This is a genomic window from Mucilaginibacter tolerans (assembly GCF_030519375.1).
In the GTDB taxonomy this organism is placed as follows: Bacteria; Bacteroidota; Bacteroidia; order Sphingobacteriales; family Sphingobacteriaceae; genus Mucilaginibacter.
In genome coordinates, this window is record NZ_JAUMKB010000008.1 from 42,778 (window position 1) to 58,749 (window position 15,972).

Consider the following 15,972-nt stretch of genomic DNA (forward strand, 5'->3'; position numbering starts at 1 on the left):
ATTAAAATAGATTCTATGCAATCGCCTATAAAAACCGGTTTAATGGCTTACGGAATGTCTGGAAGGGTATTCCATGCGCCATTTATTTATGCGCATCAGGGCTTTGAGTTAAGCGCAGTAGTGGAGCGCCATGAAAAGAAGGCCGCAGAGCGTTATCCCTACATTACCAGTTATAATCAATCCGAGGAGTTACTGAATGATCGGCGGATCGGGCTGATCATAGTCAATACGCCCAACAATACACATTTCGATCTGGCTAAAAGATCCCTGCGAGCGGGGAAACATGTACTGGTTGAGAAGCCTATTGCAGCTACCGTAACTGAAGTAAAGGAACTATATGATCTGTCAAGGCAGGTAAACAAGCATTTGATGGTTTACCAGAACCGCCGCTGGGACAGCGACTTCTTATCGGTAAAAGAAGCTATTGAAAGCGGCCGGCTGGGGCAATTAATCGAAGTGCATTTCCGTTTCGACAGATATAAGGCAACGCTCAGTCCAAAACAATTCAAGGAGACAAAAAGCATGCGTCCGAATGGTTTGGCCTACGACCTTGGGCCGCACCTGATCGACCAGGTGATAAGTTTGTTTGGCAGGCCATTGAAATTTACCAAAACTACGGCCACTTATCGCGAAGGTTCACAGGTGGATGATTATTTCCATTTTCATTTATCTTATCCTAATCAGTTGAACGTGTATCTTACATCCGGTCTGCTGATCGCTCAGCCCACACCTTCCTTCGTTGTTCATGGTACATTGGGTAGCTATATTAAAGACCGGGTGGATGTACAGGAGGCGCAATTGGATAAAGGTATTCCACCAACTGATCCTGCTTACGGCATTGAACCAAAAGGCAGCGAGGGTAAACTGGTGACTTTTGACGAGAATAATCAAAAGATTACGGAATTGGTCTCATCCTGCAAAGGTCAATATTTTCAACTGTTTGAAGCAATTTATCAAACTATCCGGAATGGAGCGCTATATCCAATAACAGAGGAGCATATTGCCTGGCAGATCGAATTGCTGGAAGCATAATATTGCCATTCTGATCAATTACTTTAATTTGAAACGTTTAATATTTCGACAGCTTTTGAAAAGACGCCATTTGCTTCAAACCCCCCTGCAATTAAAATCTTATTGCCAGTACTGGCAATTCCGAATGCATCGTTTGTCTTATCTAATTGAGCAGTAGACCATTTATTAGTCTCGACGTCGTAAATGTCTATAGTTTTTGACTGCGTAAGTTGATTATTCGAATAAACATATCCTCCTATAAAGAATATCTTGTTTCCTGCCGACACTGCTTTAAGGGCCTGCCTCGCTTCACTGAGCTGAGCGGTAGTCCAGCTATTAGTGGTTACATCATATATGTCAACTGTTTTAGACTCTTGGGTTCCGCTGGCACTAATAGTGCCGCCTGCAAATACAACCTTGGTGCCGACTGCTGCACCAGCTAAATTATATCTTGCTTCGCTCAATTGCGCGGTTGTCCAGCTATTATTTGATGCATCATAAATATCAACGCTTGCTGTAATTCTAGGATCAATACTTGCGCCGCCAGCAATGAGAATTTTGTTTCCGGCAGCGGCCGCCGCCATACCCATCTTTGGCTGGCTTAGTTTAGCAGTGCTCCATACGTTTGACGTCACATCGTATATGTCTACTATATCCGACATTGTATAGGCAATGTCACCACCAGCGAAGACTATTTTATTAGCTGTCGCAGCTGCGCCCATGCCCGACCTTGCTAAGCTGAGCTTTGCGGTCGTCCAACTATTTGATGCAACATCATAAATATCCACGATGTCTGTAAAGCCTTCAGCACCGTCAAGCAATCCACCAGCAAATACAATTTTGCCACCAATAGAAGCTGCAGTGGGAACCGCTCTGCCCTGACTCAGATGGGTCGTACTCCAACTGTCACTGGCTGCATCATAAATGTCAACCGTATTTGAAACCATATAGGTTGTCTTGACTCCACCAGCGAACAAAACCTTATTCCCGAAAGCTGCACCTGCAATATTATATCGGGCTTCGGACAGGCTTTCAGATGTGACCGTAAATCGTTGATCTGTCGACTTAACGGACTGTTTATTGGATTCCTTGTTGCACGATGTATAGATGAACAAAAATAGAACAAGTGAAAGGAAAATTTGGGGCTTCATGATCTCAGTTTAGGTTATGGTAATTAAATAGATACAATTTTCTGGGCACTCAGCCTTATTCAAAAATAATTAAAATGGCTACATTTACAAACATGAAAAAACTAGCTCTTATTTTAAGTCTGATTATTGTTGCAGGATGCACTCAGGCTCAAACTAAACCTGATATAGAACACATCCCTCATTTTAAAATATTAAAAGCCGATAGCACCTATTTCAGCTATACCGATCTAAAAAAAGATAAACCGGTGATGATCATTTATTTTTCGCCCGATTGCAGCCATTGCCAGCACCTGATGTATGAGATGAAGCCTAAAATGAAGCAGCTTAGCGATATACAAATTGTGATGGTGACTTTCACTGAATACACTATGCTGAAGATGCTGAAAAACTTCAACCGGGATTTTGACCTGGCGAAATATCACAACCTAACCGTGGGTACTGAAGGGCATACCTATGTGGTTCAAAAATATTACCAGGTAACCACCACACCGTACATAGCTGTGTATGACCACAAAGGCAACCTGGTTAAAGCTTTCGAAAAAGTGCCTAAGCTGGATACCCTGATAGCTACTGTTAAGAAAGCGTAAGTTTTATTGCTGCTGTTGTTGCTGTTGCTGTTGTAACAGCATTTCCATGTAGCGTTGATAGCTGTTTTTAGGAAACGTCGTTACAGGCTTATGCTCGGGCATATCAATAAACTCTCCGGGTTGATGCATAGACGGCGCATCGTCTTCATAGCCGACTGCCACCGAAACATCTAACCGATGCTCCGATGCGCCTTTGTAAACACCCTTTACAGGCGAGCAGTCCAAAAAATTTCGGCCCACGGCCAATCTCACGTGCATTTCATTGGCAATGCAGTTATTAGTAGGATCGATGCCCAGCCAACCATAATCTGGTATATAAGCTTCGGCCCAGGCATGTGTTGCACCTTCGCCGCGCATGGTGGTGCTTCGGTGTGTGCAGATATAACCGCTTACGTAACGTGCAGGTATACCAACTAATCTCAGCATCAATGTTAAAATATGGGCGAAATCCTGGCAAACACCGGCTTTTAGCTTCCATATTTCATCCATGGTCGTTTCTACTGATGTGACCCCCTTTATATATTGGAAATTATCGTACACATAGCGCGAAAAGCGAAGTACCGCCTGGTAAGGCGTGTCATCTTTGGATTTTTCTGCTTCAACCAATGCTTTAAGATCGTTAAAGCCCTCAAAATGCTCCAGTCGCAAAAAGTCTATATATGGCACCATATAGCGTAGTTGCTTCAGGTCTTCCCATTGTTGTGCAGGAAAAATGTCGTTGCCTGGCAATTGTTTGTGTTTGGTTTGAACCAGTATTTTGGAATTGATCAGCAAGGCTGAATGTGGTTCGCTGTATGTGAAACTTCCCACTTTGTTTCCGTAGTAATCAATAAAGGTATCGATCACAGGGTCACCGCTAATGTGTATTTCCTGTTTGATTACCTCCTGCCATTCGTCCTGTATAGGGTATAAAATGATTTGGTTAGCGCTGTCGCGGACAGGCGCCGGGTAAGTATATTTTGTTAAGTGTTGAATCTTAAATTCAGGCATAATAAAATCTCAATAGGTTATCAATCAGGAATTGGCAAAATAGTGATTATTCAACGCATCGCCAATACCATATAGCTGGCTGCGAATCTGTGTCAGGAACAGATGCAGCCCTTCTTCTTTTATCGTCTTTACCGAACTATATTTGATATGGCTCTGCAATCTTCCGATATAAAAAGAAAGCTCCCGGTAATCATCAATGTTGCTGTCGTTTTTCAGGCGTTCAAAATAGCGTTGAATGTGATTGACTGAATAGATCACCGAACGAGGGAAATCATTGTTCAGTACAACCTGTTCTAACACATTTTCTGCCTCAAAACCCTCGCGGTAGGTTTTCAGATAAAGCTCATAACCACCTAACGATAGCAGCAGGTGTTTCCAGTAAGTGGTATCGGTCAAAAGGTCCGGGTTATCATCTATCGAACCAAATTTGGTGTCCAGAATGTCGACTGACTGTATCCCACGCTCCAGGTATTTGCCGATGTTCATATAGCTACGACCTTCGCCACGTTCCATTGTGATCTCTACCGTGCCATAATACAGCATCACCTGCTTAATGAGCACATCCAGCACGCTAACGGGATCATCTTTTTTCAGGGCGTTATCAATGCGGTTATCTTTCACTGTATGATAATATTCATTCAGGCACTGCCATAAATCTTTAGTGATATGTTCCTGAACACCACGCGCATTTTCTCGGGCCAGCGTAATAATGTTCAGGATAGAATTCGGATTATTCTTTCCACACACCATATACCGCATTACCGCACGGCTATCGTTACCCAGCTTTTGAGTTTCCTCATCATGCCCTGCAAATATGCGGATCACTGGCTCCCAGGTAAACTCCTGCACTGTATCCTGCGACGAGGCATAATTGATCTTGAGCATGCGTAAAATACCGTCGCTGCGCTCCACATAACGGCTTAACCAATATAAACTTGCTGCTACCCTGCTTAACATATTGTGATGTTTCGAATATCGGATTTACGATTTCGAATTTAGATTTTACTTAATTATTTCATTTAATCTTTAGGCTCATGCCAATACCCATGTATCTTTACTTCCCCCGCCCTGCGAGCTGTTTACCACCAGTGAGCCCTCTTTCAGAGCCACTCGTGTTAAGCCGCCTGGGACAATTTCTATTCCGTCTGGTCCGCAAAGGGCATAAGGCCGAAGGTCTATCCTGCGTGGATGTAAGCCACCCTGCATATAGCAAGGTGCCGCCGACAGGCTGATAGTTGGCTGTGCAATAAAATTGCGTGGATCCTTTAGTATTTCTTTTTTATAATCCTCAATTTCCTCATCGGATGAAGCGTGCCCCATCAGCATACCATAACCGCCACTGCCGTTGGTCTTCTTTACAACCATCTTATTGATGTTCTCAAACACGTGTTCGCGCTCATCCTGATTGCTTAACTGGTAGGTCGGCACATTTTTCAGAATTGGTTCCTCATTCAGATAATACTTAATCATCTCCGGTACATAAGCATAAACCGCTTTGTCATCCGCTACGCCATTGCCGATTGCATTGACTATAGCCACGTTTCCGGTACGATAAGCGCCCATAATGCCCGCCACACCCAATATACTCGCCGGGTTAAATACCAATGGATCGAGATATTCATCATCTACGCGGCGATAGATCACATCCACCTGTTGTAACCCGATGGTGGTTTTCATATACACCTTTTGATTTTTTACTACCAGGTCGCGGCCTTCAACCAATTCTACTCCCATTAACCTAGCTAATGTAGTATGTTCAAAATAAGCCGAATTGTATATCCCCGGACTTAATAAAACGATAGTTGGGTTGCTGATCTGTCTTGGCGACAAGGAAAGCAGGTTCTTATAAAGAATAGTTGGATACTCCGTAACACTGCGCACTGAACATTGCGGCATCAGGTCAGGAAATAAACGTTTGGTGATCTCCCGGTTCTCCAGCATATAGCTTACACCTGATGGCGTGCGCAGGTTGTCCTCCAGAACATAAAATGTTCCGTCGTGATCACGGATCAGGTCGATACCGGCGATATGAACATAGATGTCGTAGGGTACCTGCAACTGATACATTTCTCTTAAAAAATGCGGACAAGAGTAAATAATGTCGATCGGCACGATGCCATCCTTTACGATGAACTGGTTGTTATAAACGTCTTTCAGAAAAAGATTAAGCGCATTGAGTCGCTGCTTAATGCCCTTCTCTACGAAGGCCCATTCGTCGGCAGTGATGATCCGTGGAATAATATCAAAGGGGAAGATCTTTTCGATGCCTTCTCCGCTACTATAAACCGTAAAGGTAATACCCTGGCTCATGAACAGCCTTTTGGCCAGCTCTTCCTTACGCGACAGGTCCTCCGCCGACTCCCTCGACAAATAATCGATAACTTTGCTGTAATGGTCGCGTATATCATTCTCGCCATACATCTCGTCCCAAACGCCTTTAATGGGGCTATATTGACTAAAATAACTTGATTCCTGCATGATTCTCCGGCTAATGTGTGATAAATTGATCAGTTATTTTTTAAGAAATTGTAATTTATGAAGTATTTTATCAAAAAAACAAATGATTTTTAATAAATTTTCATAAAAAACTAATTAAATGTATGAAATTTTTATTGATAATCTTAAAATTTATGAAATATTAATAATATAGAGTGATTTTTTAGGTATAAAATAATAAAAAACAACTTTAATTTGGTTAAAAATAAAATGAACCGGAAATTTCTTATCGGATTGTGATCGGTTTTCATAAAATGTTTAAGGTTGCGATGCGGAGCGTTTCCATATAATACATTTAGTATATTCGCTTTGTTTCAACTTCACAATTATGGCCGGTCAGCAAGGCTCCAATAAATTAGGACTATGGACAAGCACCTCACTTGTCGTTGGCAATATGATCGGCTCCGGAGTTTTCCTGATGCCCGCGGCAATGGCTGCTTATGGGGGGATTGGTCTGTTGGGTTGGTTGTTTTCAGCCGTGGGAACCTTCTTCCTCGCTAAAGTCTTCAGTAACCTAAGTAAACTGGTGCCCAACTTAACGGGTGGCCCTTATGTGTATACACGTAAAGGATTTGGCGATTTTGCAGGGTTTTTAGTGGCATGGGGGTACTGGTTAGCCAATTGCGGCGCCAATGCAGCTATTGTTATTTCATTCATCAGTGGGATGAGTGTATTCTTCCCGGTGCTGAATACCAACGCCACGGCAGCTATTCTTACAGGATTGGCGTCTATCTGGATAATTACAGGGATCAATTCATTTGGGATAGCGTTATCGGGCAGGTTTCAACTGGTTACTACCATCCTCAAGTTATTGCCTCTTATCTTAATATCAGTGGGCGGTTTATTCTTTTTAAGAGCAGAAAATTTTCACCCTTTCAACTTAAGCGGTGAGCCAATTTTTTCAACGATAACCAGGACAGCCACCATGACCATGTTTGCCTTTGTGGGTATAGAGTGTGCAACTATTCCGGCAGGAAGCACCGAGCATGCAGCGAAAACTGTATCAAGGGCAACGATGTTAGGTATGCTGATCTCGACCGTCGTGTATATCCTGGGCAGTATTAGTATTATGGGTATTATTCCGGCCGTTCTGCTTAAACAATCTGCTACCCCCTATGCTGATGCGGCGGCTATTATTTATGGCCCGGCCGCAAGGTATATTGCAAGCGCAGGTGTGGCTATTGCCGCTTTCGGAGCTCTGAACGGCTGGACATTAATACAAGGACAAGTACCTTATGCCGTGGCGAAGGATAAATTATTCCCCGGAATATTTGGACGGCTTAATAAGAAAGGTGTACCTGCTATTGGTATGGCTATCAGCAGCGGGATGACAACCTTGCTGCTATTAATGAATTATACAAAAGGTCTGGTGGAACAGTTTAAGTTTCTGTTGCTATTGGCTACGCTCAGCATCCTGATACCTTACCTGCTCTCAGCAGGTGCTTATATTATTTTAGGAACCAAGAGGAGCGCTCTGCATAAAGCAAGTCTTACCAGTGTGGTGATTTTGGGGTTGCTGGCTTTTATTTATTCCTTATGGGAGATATATGGCTCCGGTGCAGAGACCGTATTTTACGGCTTTCTGTTCCTGATGGCGGGTGTTCCGTTTTATATTTGGTTGAGTTATAAGAAGCATCAGGAAGAAGAAAATTAATTTAGTGATGGAGCAGCAAGAATTTAGTAATTACATTATATCTGAATGAATACGATACTAACCCCAATTTGAAAATTGCTGCAAGTTTAAATCGGATGGAATTATCGATATTCAATATGAAAGTAACCAAGGCCTGGTTGCTTTACGGGTTACAACTCAGCACAGGGAAGTCACTATTGGATTTTCAGCAAATGAAAATCAGTTTGGTTTTCATTTGCATATGAACCAACTTGGTGCAACGACAGCTGATGAACAATTAAAAGAAGCCATAAATTTTATTGACGATATAATCGGAGATAAAGAGACGATAATTTATACTAACATCGATGGCTATATGCTTGGCAATCTAGATGAAATAAGGAAATACCAACTACCGGACGAATTAATTGCCACCACCACCTGGAGTAAATTATAAAGGCCCGTTACTAGCAGTAAAGAGCCTTATTTTTTAGAATCACCTTGTTTAATTATTCCCCATGCGACTGTTCATGCAATTCTTCCTGCCTGAACAGTTTTGCGCTGAAGTAATCATTATTCATGCGCGAAATATTGGTCAGCTTAATTTCCTTCGGACATTCCGCTTCGCAGGCACCCGTATTGGTGCAGCTGCCAAATCCTTCCTCATCCATCTGTGCCACCATGGATTGTACACGTCGATAACGTTCCGGCTGGCCTTGCGGCAACATGCCTAATTGCGATACTTTCGCTGAGACAAAAAGCATTGCCGATGCGTTTTTGCAAGCAGCCACGCAAGCACCGCAGCCAATACAGGTTGCTGAATTGAAAGCCTCATCAGCGATCACTTTAGGAATAGCTATTTCATTGGCATCAGGTACGCCACCAGTATTTACCGATACGTAACCGCCAGCTTGTTGTATACGATCGAATGCTGAACGATCTACCGCCAAATCCTTTATTACAGGAAACGGTGCAGCACGCCACGGCTCGATAGTGATGGTCTGTCCATCGTGAAAGCTGCGCATGTGCAACTGGCAGGTGGTAATAGCGCGTTTTGGTCCGTGAGGGTGACCGTTGATATATAAGGAGCACATTCCGCAGATACCTTCGCGGCAGTCGTGATCAAAATAGATCGGGTCTTCGCCCTTGTGAACAAGGCTTTCATTCACCACATCCAGCATTTCGAGGAAAGACATATCCGGCGAAATACCTTCGGCTTTATAAGTCACAAATTTACCCGCTGTTTGCGCATTCTTTTGGCGCCATACTTTCAGCGTCAGGTTCATGTTTCCGTTACTCATTCTTATTTAGATTTGAGTTGATTGAGTTGGATCAAGTTGATTAAGTGAGCAGTTTAAACCAATCAACTTATTCAACTTAATCAACCATTCACTATTTATAACTTCTTTGTGTTAAATGAACATTCTCAAACACCAGTTCTTCTTTATGCAATTCTTCAGGCTGATTGTCGCCTTTGTATTCCCAGGCTGATACGAACGCAAAATGCTCATCATCACGCAATGCTTCGCCCTCCGGTGTTTGCGATTCGATCCTGAAGTGACCGCCGCATGATTCTTTACGCATCAGGGCGTCATCCACCATCAGCTCCCCTAATTCAAGGAAATCGGCTACGCGGCCGGCTTTCTCCAGAGATTGGTTCAGCTCTTCGTTTTCGCCTAATACAATGGCGTTTTTCCAAAAATCGGCGCGCAGGTTTTGGATCAATCCTTTGGCTTTTTTCAGACCCTCTTCATTACGCGCCATGCCGCAATATTCCCACATAATGTGGCCCAGTTCGCGGTGGTACTCATCAACAGTTTTGCTGCCCCTTAGTGCGAGGAGTTTCTTAATGCGTTCTTCAACCTCTTTTTTGGTTTGCTCAAAAGCCGGATGTTTGGTATCAACCGGTTTCGGGCCGATCTTAGCCAGGTAATCACCCACAGTATAGGGGATTACGAAGTAACCATCAGCCAAACCCTGCATCAACGCTGACGCGCCGAGACGATTAGCACCGTGGTCAGAAAAGTTGGCTTCACCCAAGGCATACAAGCCGTCTACGTTGGTCATCAGGTTATAGTCAACCCAAAGGCCGCCCATGGTATAGTGAACGGCAGGATAAATACGCATCGGCTGTTTATAAGGATCTTCATTGGTGATCTGGTAATACATGTCGAACAGGTTACCATATTTTGCCCTTACCGCATCTTCGCCCAGGCGTTTGATCGCGTCAGCAAAATCAAGAAAAACTGCAACACCTGTACTGCCAACACCGCGACCTTCGTCCACCATCTCTTTACCGTTACGGGAAGCAACATCGCGCGGTACCAGGTTGCCAAACGAAGGGTATTTCCTTTCCAGGAAGTAATCCCTGTCTTCTTCTTTTAAGTCTGTTACTTTCAGCTCGCCCTTACGTAGTTTCTGAGCAAGCTCTACTGTTTTCGGCGCCCAAACACGGCCATCGTTACGCAGCGATTCGGACATCAAAGTCAGCTTAGACTGATGATCACCAGTTACCGGGATACAGGTCGGGTGGATTTGTGTATAGCACGGGTTACCAAAGAAAGCGCCGCGTTTATGAGCCCTCCAGGCAGCTGTTACGTTACAACCCATAGCGTTAGTCGACAGGTAGAATACATTGCCATAGCCACCAGTACATAGCAATACTGCATGTCCTGAATGTGTTTCGATCTTGCCGGTCTCCAGGTTGCGGGTTACGATACCCTGGGCCTTGCCATCAACGATCACAACATCCAGCATTTCGGTACGGGTGAACATTTTTACTTTACCGGCATTGATCTGGCGATTTAAGGCTGAATAGGCACCCAATAACAATTGCTGTCCGGTTTGACCGCGGGCGTAGAAGGTACGTGATACCTGCGCACCACCAAATGAACGATTATCCAACAAACCGCCGTATTCACGTGCAAAAGGGACCCCCTGCGCAACACACTGGTCGATGATATTCACTGATACCTCCGCCAGCCGGTAAACGTTTCCTTCGCGGGCGCGGTAGTCGCCGCCCTTTATCGTATCGTAAAATAAACGGTAAACACTGTCGCCGTCATTACGGTAATTTTTTGCTGCATTGATGCCACCCTGCGCGGCAATAGAGTGTGCCCGGCGCGGGCTATCCTGGAAGCAGAATGCCTTTACATTGTAACCCAACTCCGCCAACGATGCGGCTGCTGCGCCACCTGCCAAACCAGTTCCTACCACAATAATATCGTACTTACGCTTATTGGCAGGGTTAACCAGCTTGAGGTTAAACTTATGCGTACTCCATTTTTCGGCTAATGGGCCTGCTGGAATTTTAGCATCTAAAACCATATTATTAAATTCTAAATTCTATTTTCTAAATACTAAACTCTAACTCCTTGTAAAATAATACACCACCGGCATTGCGGCAAATCCCAGCGGGATAATCACGGCAAACAGCCAGGTGCCGATAAACTCAACTATCGGCGTGTATTTACGGTGTACCCAGCCCAGCGTGCGAAATGCGCTCTGGAAGCCATGTTTCAGGTGGAACGATACCGCCACCATCGCTATCACATAAAACAGCACGTACCACCACTGCTTGAAGCTTGTCTGAACACGATCGTGCAAATCTTTCACCCGTACAATCTCGAAATTGTTAACGGTTTGTACAGAGTTTTCGAAGTCTGCAGAGGCTGGGGCAAACTCGATCGATTGCCGCTCGCCTGATGACAAGTCAGTGCGATACTCTTTAAAGTGTACACTGTCGGTATACTTGTAACGGTACCAGAAATCGCTCATGTGGATCACGATGAACAGCAGCAGGATTGAACCCAACAGGCCCATGTTTTTTGATTGCCAGGAAGCATTATCGCTTGCTGTTACAGCATAACCTACAGGGCGTGCTTTGCGGTTGGCAATGGTAAGCACCAGCGCATAAATAGCGTGTACAATAATGCACAGGTACAGGATGTAGGCGATCACTTCTATCGGCGGAAAGTGCGTCAGGAAGTTGGCATACACATTAAACGCATAACCGTCGTCGTGTTTAAACAGCAGCAGGTTGCCACCTAAGTGCACAATCAGGAATGTACACAAAAACAAGCCTGTTAAAGCCATGATCAGCTTCTTGCCCAGTGACGAGTTAAAGGTTTGTTTAAATTCGCTCATTACAAATTAGATTTATTCGGCAAAAGTATCTATTATATGACAAAAGATATAAATGCCTGACTGTAAATGAGCGTGAAAAGTTTATTTAGAAATGTTCTAAATTGACCGGTTGTTTAACCAATCGCAATCACTTTATCCTCCAGCACCCCAAATATCCGATCCTGCTTTTCATGGCGTATAGCTATCCGACCGGTAAATCTCCCGAATGAAGGTAGTATAGCCTGTTTTTTACCAAAAGCAAAGCAGGGTAAAGTGATACTCTGGCGTGCGCGGCCAGATAAATTAACACCCGGATGGATATGCCCACAGAAGGCATATGCTTCGGTTTGCTGTAGCTCTGTCTCCGTTAATGGATGATGTAGCATCAGAAATGGACCGATAATTAGCTGATCATGCAGGGCGACGTTCAGTTGCTGATAATGCTCGTCGTTAATAATATCATGGTTACCGCGTATAAGGATGATCTCGAGCTTTTTGTTTTGCTGCCGCCATAAACGAAACCATTCCCAGTCGGCATTCATATCGCTGTGGAAAAGGTCTCCTAAAAAAATGAGCTTTTCGGGTTTGTATTCAAAAATAAGATCAGATAAAGTCGCCAGGTCGCTTTGTTCCATATTGCGGGGAACAGCAATGCCTGCCTTGCGGAAATGACCCACCTTGCCCAGGTGAACATCAGCAGCAATCAGCGCTTTTTGTTGTTTCCAGTAAATGGCTTTTTGAGCTAAAAGAACAAGGTCTTGTCCTGAAAAATTAAAATCGAGCCCGGCACAGATGGTCATAAGGCAAAAGTAGTAAATTGTCTCTTTTTAACCGCCATTGCGAGGAGCGCAGATAGGCTAAACAAAAAAACCCGGCTTATCACCGGGTTTCTCTGAATTTATATTAATCACTTTAATTATTCTCCCTCTCCTTGCTGGAACACGTTGTTAAATGCCGTTCCGTCAGGATAATAACCGGTGATGATCAGGTTGCCGTTACGCATGCTGGTAATAGCTTTGCTGATATCGTCTGAATTGTTAACGGGCTGTTTGTTAATGCTGGTAATGATAGAACCTACAGGGATTTGGGTATCATCAAACAATAATCCCCGACGAACCTGGGTAACTACAACACCTGAACGCACATGGTATTTAGCTTTTTCAGACGGGGTAAGTGGCTTAAAGCTTGCACCTAATTTGTTGTACAGTTCTTCAGCTGATTTGCTCGACGCTGTAGTACGGCCCAAATTACCTGCGTCAGCTTTCAGCGTTACGCTTACATTCTTTTCATCACTGCCGCGCAGAATGGTGACGTTGATTTTATCACCGGGCTGTAAACGGGCAACAGGTTCCTGCAGGTCTGATGACTCATAAACTTTATTACCATTGACTTTGGTGATGATGTCGCCATGCTGTAAACCGGCTTGTGCGGCACCACTGCCTGGAGCAACGTCATCCACATATAAACCAACATTGCGATTGATGTGCAATTGGTCGGCTGCATCCTGGTCAAGTTCTTTAAAGCTGACGCCAAGGTAACCACGTTTTACAGAACCAAATTTCTGGATATCATTCAATACCTTTTTAGCCAGGTTGATAGGAATGGCAAATCCATAACCTTCATAAGAGCCGGTTTGTGAAGCAATAGCGGCATTGATACCGATCAGCTCACCTTTGGTGTTTACTAATGCACCACCGCTGTTTCCAGGATTGATAGCAGCGTCAGTTTGAATGAACGACTCAATACCTGTATTTAATTGCTTGCCACCGTTTTGGCGCTGAACACGCATACGGCCAAAAGGTGTTTGCTGCTCTTCATCCTGGTTGCTGCCGATCAGGCCTAAACCACGACCTTTAGCGCTCACGATACCCGCAGTAACTGTTGAGGTAAGGCGGAAAGGGTTGCCCACTGCCAATACCCATTCGCCCACTTTTACATTATCAGAGTTACCTAATTTTACGATAGGCAAATTGGTAGCGCTGATCTTGATCAGGGCAAGGTCGGTATTCGGGTCAGTACCGATAACCTTAGCCGTAAAGTGCTGATGATCATTGGTGGTAATTTCAATTTTATCAGCTTTGTCGACTACGTGGTTATTGGTTACAATGTAACCGTCGGGCGAGATGATTACACCAGAGCCTGATGCCATTTGTGGCCCCTGTGGCTGCATACGACCGCCAAACATATCGCCGAACAATTGTTGCATCTGATCTTGGCCGCTGTTCTCCTGGCTTTTATAAGTCGTACGGATATACACAACAGCCGGAGTTACCTGGGCGGCTGCTTCAGTAAAATCAGTCGGTGCATCTGCAGCGGACCCATTGTTGTTTAAAGGGTTATTAGTAAAGTAAACTTTTTGCTTGTCCTCTATGCTCATATTATCAGCATACTTATTCTCAATAATTTTGTATGCGCCTAATGCAAGAGCTCCGCCTAAAAACGCGGTCAGGACGGTTAAACCAAACTTTTTCATTTTCTCTAATCTAATTTAAATCGTTTTGTGAAACCACTTTGATGGGTACAGGCCTTTATACGCTTCATAATAGTTTCATATTATAAATCACTTTTCTTTTACAATATTTAATTTGTTACAATTGAAGTGTCAAATTTAATACCAGTAAGACGTTATAATCAACCTTAAGTTATCAGGTTTTTTGTTAAATTTTGTTAAATTGACAACAAGCGGTTACAAAGGTTTATGATAATCGGTTATGATTTTGATAAATTTCCTTGAAATTAATAAAAAATAAGTGAAGATTAAATTCTATAAATACCAGGGCGCGGGCAATGATTTTATTTTGGTAGATAATCGCCAAGATGTTGTAAATCACCACAATCCGTCGCTTGTTTCCCGTTTGTGCGACCGAAGGTTTGGCATCGGCGGGGATGGCATGATGTTTTTACAAGACGTTGAAGGATACGATTTTGAAATGGTATACTATAACTCCGATGGTCAACCCAGCAGTATGTGTGGTAATGGCGGCAGGTGCATAGTAGCTTTTGCTAAATTCCTGGGGGTAATAGACCGCGAGACCAACTTTTTGGCAGTAGACGGCCCACATTATGCCAAAATTTCAGAAGATGGCGAGTGGGTAAGCCTGCAAATGATAGATGTGGATACCATTAACCGCGATGGCGAAGCCTACGTGCTTAACACAGGCTCGCCGCATTATATTGAGTTGGTTCATGGGTTGAAAGATAAAGACGTTTATAGCGACGGACACGCTATCCGCAACAACGGTACTTATAAAGCAAAAGGTATCAACGTAAATTTTGTGGAGCCTTTGAACGAAGGTTACTTTGTGCGCACCTTTGAGCGTGGCGTTGAGGACGAAACTTTTGCCTGTGGAACCGGCGTAACAGCAGTGGCTTTGGCTATGGCCAAACACAATCATCAAACCGGGAAATTGAATACGCCCATAAAAGTATTGGGCGGTGACCTGAACATTCGCTTTGAAACAGACGGCACCCATTACAACCACATCTTTTTAGAAGGGCCTGCTAAGCAAGTGTTTGAGGGGGAGGTGGAAATCTAAATGAAGACGCGATACATCGCGCCTCTGCGAATTATTTAGATCTTTTAAACAAAACTAATCTTCTTCCTGTATAAAAAGCCGGTCATCAGGTCAACCAGGTCATTCATTCTGAATGGCCTTTTGATATAAGCATCAGCCTTATTATCTTTAGCTATTTTGGGAAGATTATCAGCTGCAGATACCAATATAACAGGGATTTCCCTGGTTGAATCTTTTGATTTTAATGTTTTGCAAAGGTCGCCACCAAGTTGAGCACCCAATAGGTCGCTGGAAACGATCAGGTCGGGAGACAACCTTTTGACATCCGAAGCAGCCATTGCTTTGTCAGAAGTTACAACGTCCACATTCAGCTGCTTGGTCAGGAATTTTAACATATCAGCAGTGTCCTGGTCATTTTCCAGGATTAATACACGTTTCTTCATTTCTCAAGGTAGTTTAGCTAGTACATGAAATAAGTAACAATA

The 15,972-nt window shown here is 43.8% G+C and carries 15 protein-coding genes; 5 read left to right on the plus strand and 10 right to left on the minus strand.

Going from position 1 to position 15,972, the window contains the following annotated elements; translation table 11 throughout:
• The first annotated feature begins 15 nt into the window (after positions 1-15).
• The gene (locus tag Q3A68_RS12605; protein ID WP_302901453.1) at positions 16-1,032 is read left to right on the plus strand and encodes a Gfo/Idh/MocA family oxidoreductase; all 1,017 of its coding nucleotides are present in this window, start codon (positions 16-18) and stop codon (positions 1,030-1,032) included.
• A 23-nt stretch (positions 1,033-1,055) separates the two neighbouring features.
• Here Q3A68_RS12605 and Q3A68_RS12610 read toward each other — a convergent pair whose 3' ends face one another.
• Positions 1,056-2,162, minus strand: a complete 1,107-nt coding sequence (locus Q3A68_RS12610; RefSeq protein ID WP_302901454.1) for a Kelch repeat-containing protein — start codon at positions 2,160-2,162, stop codon at positions 1,056-1,058.
• Positions 2,163-2,254: 92 nt separating this feature from the next.
• On the opposite strand from Q3A68_RS12610, the gene Q3A68_RS12615 reads away from it, so the two are divergent.
• Positions 2,255-2,749, plus strand: a complete 495-nt coding sequence (locus Q3A68_RS12615; RefSeq protein ID WP_302901455.1) for a TlpA family protein disulfide reductase — start codon at positions 2,255-2,257, stop codon at positions 2,747-2,749.
• A gap of 3 nt (positions 2,750-2,752) precedes the next feature.
• Here the strand turns inward: Q3A68_RS12615 and Q3A68_RS12620 are convergent, their stop codons facing one another.
• The 3 genes from Q3A68_RS12620 to Q3A68_RS12630 all read right to left on the minus strand — a co-directional run bounded on the left by Q3A68_RS12620 (position 2,753) and on the right by Q3A68_RS12630 (position 6,217).
• Complete coding sequence (locus Q3A68_RS12620; RefSeq protein WP_302901456.1) at positions 2,753-3,739, minus strand: transglutaminase family protein; 987 nt, start codon at positions 3,737-3,739, stop codon at positions 2,753-2,755.
• A 24-nt stretch (positions 3,740-3,763) separates the two neighbouring features.
• Entirely contained in the window at positions 3,764-4,696 is a 933-nt protein-coding gene (locus tag Q3A68_RS12625) for an alpha-E domain-containing protein (protein WP_302901457.1), read from the minus strand.
• Positions 4,697-4,771: 75 nt separating this feature from the next.
• Complete coding sequence (locus Q3A68_RS12630) at positions 4,772-6,217, minus strand: circularly permuted type 2 ATP-grasp protein (RefSeq protein ID WP_302901458.1); 1,446 nt, start codon at positions 6,215-6,217, stop codon at positions 4,772-4,774.
• Between the two features lie 346 nt (positions 6,218-6,563).
• On the opposite strand from Q3A68_RS12630, the gene Q3A68_RS12635 reads away from it, so the two are divergent.
• Both Q3A68_RS12635 and Q3A68_RS12640 read left to right on the plus strand, forming a co-directional pair.
• A complete protein-coding gene (locus tag Q3A68_RS12635) occupies positions 6,564-7,889 on the plus strand; it encodes an amino acid permease (RefSeq protein WP_302901459.1) in 1,326 nt (441 codons plus the stop codon).
• A gap of 220 nt (positions 7,890-8,109) precedes the next feature.
• Entirely contained in the window at positions 8,110-8,304 is a 195-nt protein-coding gene (locus Q3A68_RS12640) for a hypothetical protein (protein WP_302901460.1), read from the plus strand.
• A gap of 52 nt (positions 8,305-8,356) precedes the next feature.
• Here Q3A68_RS12640 and Q3A68_RS12645 read toward each other — a convergent pair whose 3' ends face one another.
• The 5 genes from Q3A68_RS12645 to Q3A68_RS12665 form a co-directional block, all read right to left on the minus strand.
• Positions 8,357-9,148 (minus strand): succinate dehydrogenase/fumarate reductase iron-sulfur subunit, encoded by a 792-nt coding sequence (locus Q3A68_RS12645; RefSeq protein ID WP_302901461.1) that lies wholly within the window; start codon positions 9,146-9,148, stop codon positions 8,357-8,359.
• 91 nt (positions 9,149-9,239) lie between these two features.
• Positions 9,240-11,174, minus strand: coding sequence for a fumarate reductase/succinate dehydrogenase flavoprotein subunit (locus tag Q3A68_RS12650; RefSeq protein ID WP_302901462.1), 1,935 nt, complete (start codon positions 11,172-11,174; stop codon positions 9,240-9,242).
• Between the two features lie 39 nt (positions 11,175-11,213).
• Positions 11,214-11,993 (minus strand): succinate dehydrogenase cytochrome b subunit, encoded by a 780-nt coding sequence (locus Q3A68_RS12655; RefSeq protein WP_302901463.1) that lies wholly within the window; start codon positions 11,991-11,993, stop codon positions 11,214-11,216.
• A 113-nt stretch (positions 11,994-12,106) separates the two neighbouring features.
• Complete coding sequence (gene pdeM / locus Q3A68_RS12660; protein WP_302901464.1) at positions 12,107-12,772, minus strand: ligase-associated DNA damage response endonuclease PdeM; 666 nt, start codon at positions 12,770-12,772, stop codon at positions 12,107-12,109.
• 116 nt (positions 12,773-12,888) lie between these two features.
• A complete protein-coding gene (locus Q3A68_RS12665) occupies positions 12,889-14,445 on the minus strand; it encodes a Do family serine endopeptidase (protein WP_302901465.1) in 1,557 nt (518 codons plus the stop codon).
• Between the two features lie 277 nt (positions 14,446-14,722).
• Between Q3A68_RS12665 and dapF the strand changes: the two genes are divergently transcribed.
• Positions 14,723-15,508 (plus strand): diaminopimelate epimerase, encoded by a 786-nt coding sequence (gene dapF, locus Q3A68_RS12670; protein ID WP_302901466.1) that lies wholly within the window; start codon positions 14,723-14,725, stop codon positions 15,506-15,508.
• A 44-nt stretch (positions 15,509-15,552) separates the two neighbouring features.
• On the opposite strand, the gene Q3A68_RS12675 is transcribed toward dapF, so the two are convergent.
• Complete coding sequence (locus Q3A68_RS12675; protein ID WP_302901467.1) at positions 15,553-15,930, minus strand: response regulator; 378 nt, start codon at positions 15,928-15,930, stop codon at positions 15,553-15,555.
• Between the last annotated feature and the right edge of the window lie 42 nt (positions 15,931-15,972).

Bases quoted from the DNA above. Each gene is read 5' to 3' on its own strand.
- Q3A68_RS12605 (WP_302901453.1), top strand. From the start codon at position 16: ATGCAATCGCCTATAAAAACCGGTTTAATGGCTTACGGAATGTCTGGA.
- Q3A68_RS12610 (WP_302901454.1), bottom strand. From the start codon at position 2,162: ATGAAGCCCCAAATTTTCCTTTCACTTGTTCTATTTTTGTTCATCTAT.
- Q3A68_RS12615 (WP_302901455.1), top strand. From the start codon at position 2,255: ATGAAAAAACTAGCTCTTATTTTAAGTCTGATTATTGTTGCAGGATGC.
- Q3A68_RS12620 (WP_302901456.1), bottom strand. From the start codon at position 3,739: ATGCCTGAATTTAAGATTCAACACTTAACAAAATATACTTACCCGGCG.
- Q3A68_RS12625 (WP_302901457.1), bottom strand. From the start codon at position 4,696: ATGTTAAGCAGGGTAGCAGCAAGTTTATATTGGTTAAGCCGTTATGTG.
- Q3A68_RS12630 (WP_302901458.1), bottom strand. From the start codon at position 6,217: ATGCAGGAATCAAGTTATTTTAGTCAATATAGCCCCATTAAAGGCGTT.
- Q3A68_RS12635 (WP_302901459.1), top strand. From the start codon at position 6,564: ATGGCCGGTCAGCAAGGCTCCAATAAATTAGGACTATGGACAAGCACC.
- Q3A68_RS12640 (WP_302901460.1), top strand. From the start codon at position 8,110: ATGAACCAACTTGGTGCAACGACAGCTGATGAACAATTAAAAGAAGCC.
- Q3A68_RS12645 (WP_302901461.1), bottom strand. From the start codon at position 9,148: ATGAGTAACGGAAACATGAACCTGACGCTGAAAGTATGGCGCCAAAAG.
- Q3A68_RS12650 (WP_302901462.1), bottom strand. From the start codon at position 11,174: ATGGTTTTAGATGCTAAAATTCCAGCAGGCCCATTAGCCGAAAAATGG.
- Q3A68_RS12655 (WP_302901463.1), bottom strand. From the start codon at position 11,993: ATGAGCGAATTTAAACAAACCTTTAACTCGTCACTGGGCAAGAAGCTG.
- pdeM (WP_302901464.1), bottom strand. From the start codon at position 12,772: ATGACCATCTGTGCCGGGCTCGATTTTAATTTTTCAGGACAAGACCTT.
- Q3A68_RS12665 (WP_302901465.1), bottom strand. From the start codon at position 14,445: ATGAAAAAGTTTGGTTTAACCGTCCTGACCGCGTTTTTAGGCGGAGCT.
- Q3A68_RS12675 (WP_302901467.1), bottom strand. From the start codon at position 15,930: ATGAAGAAACGTGTATTAATCCTGGAAAATGACCAGGACACTGCTGAT.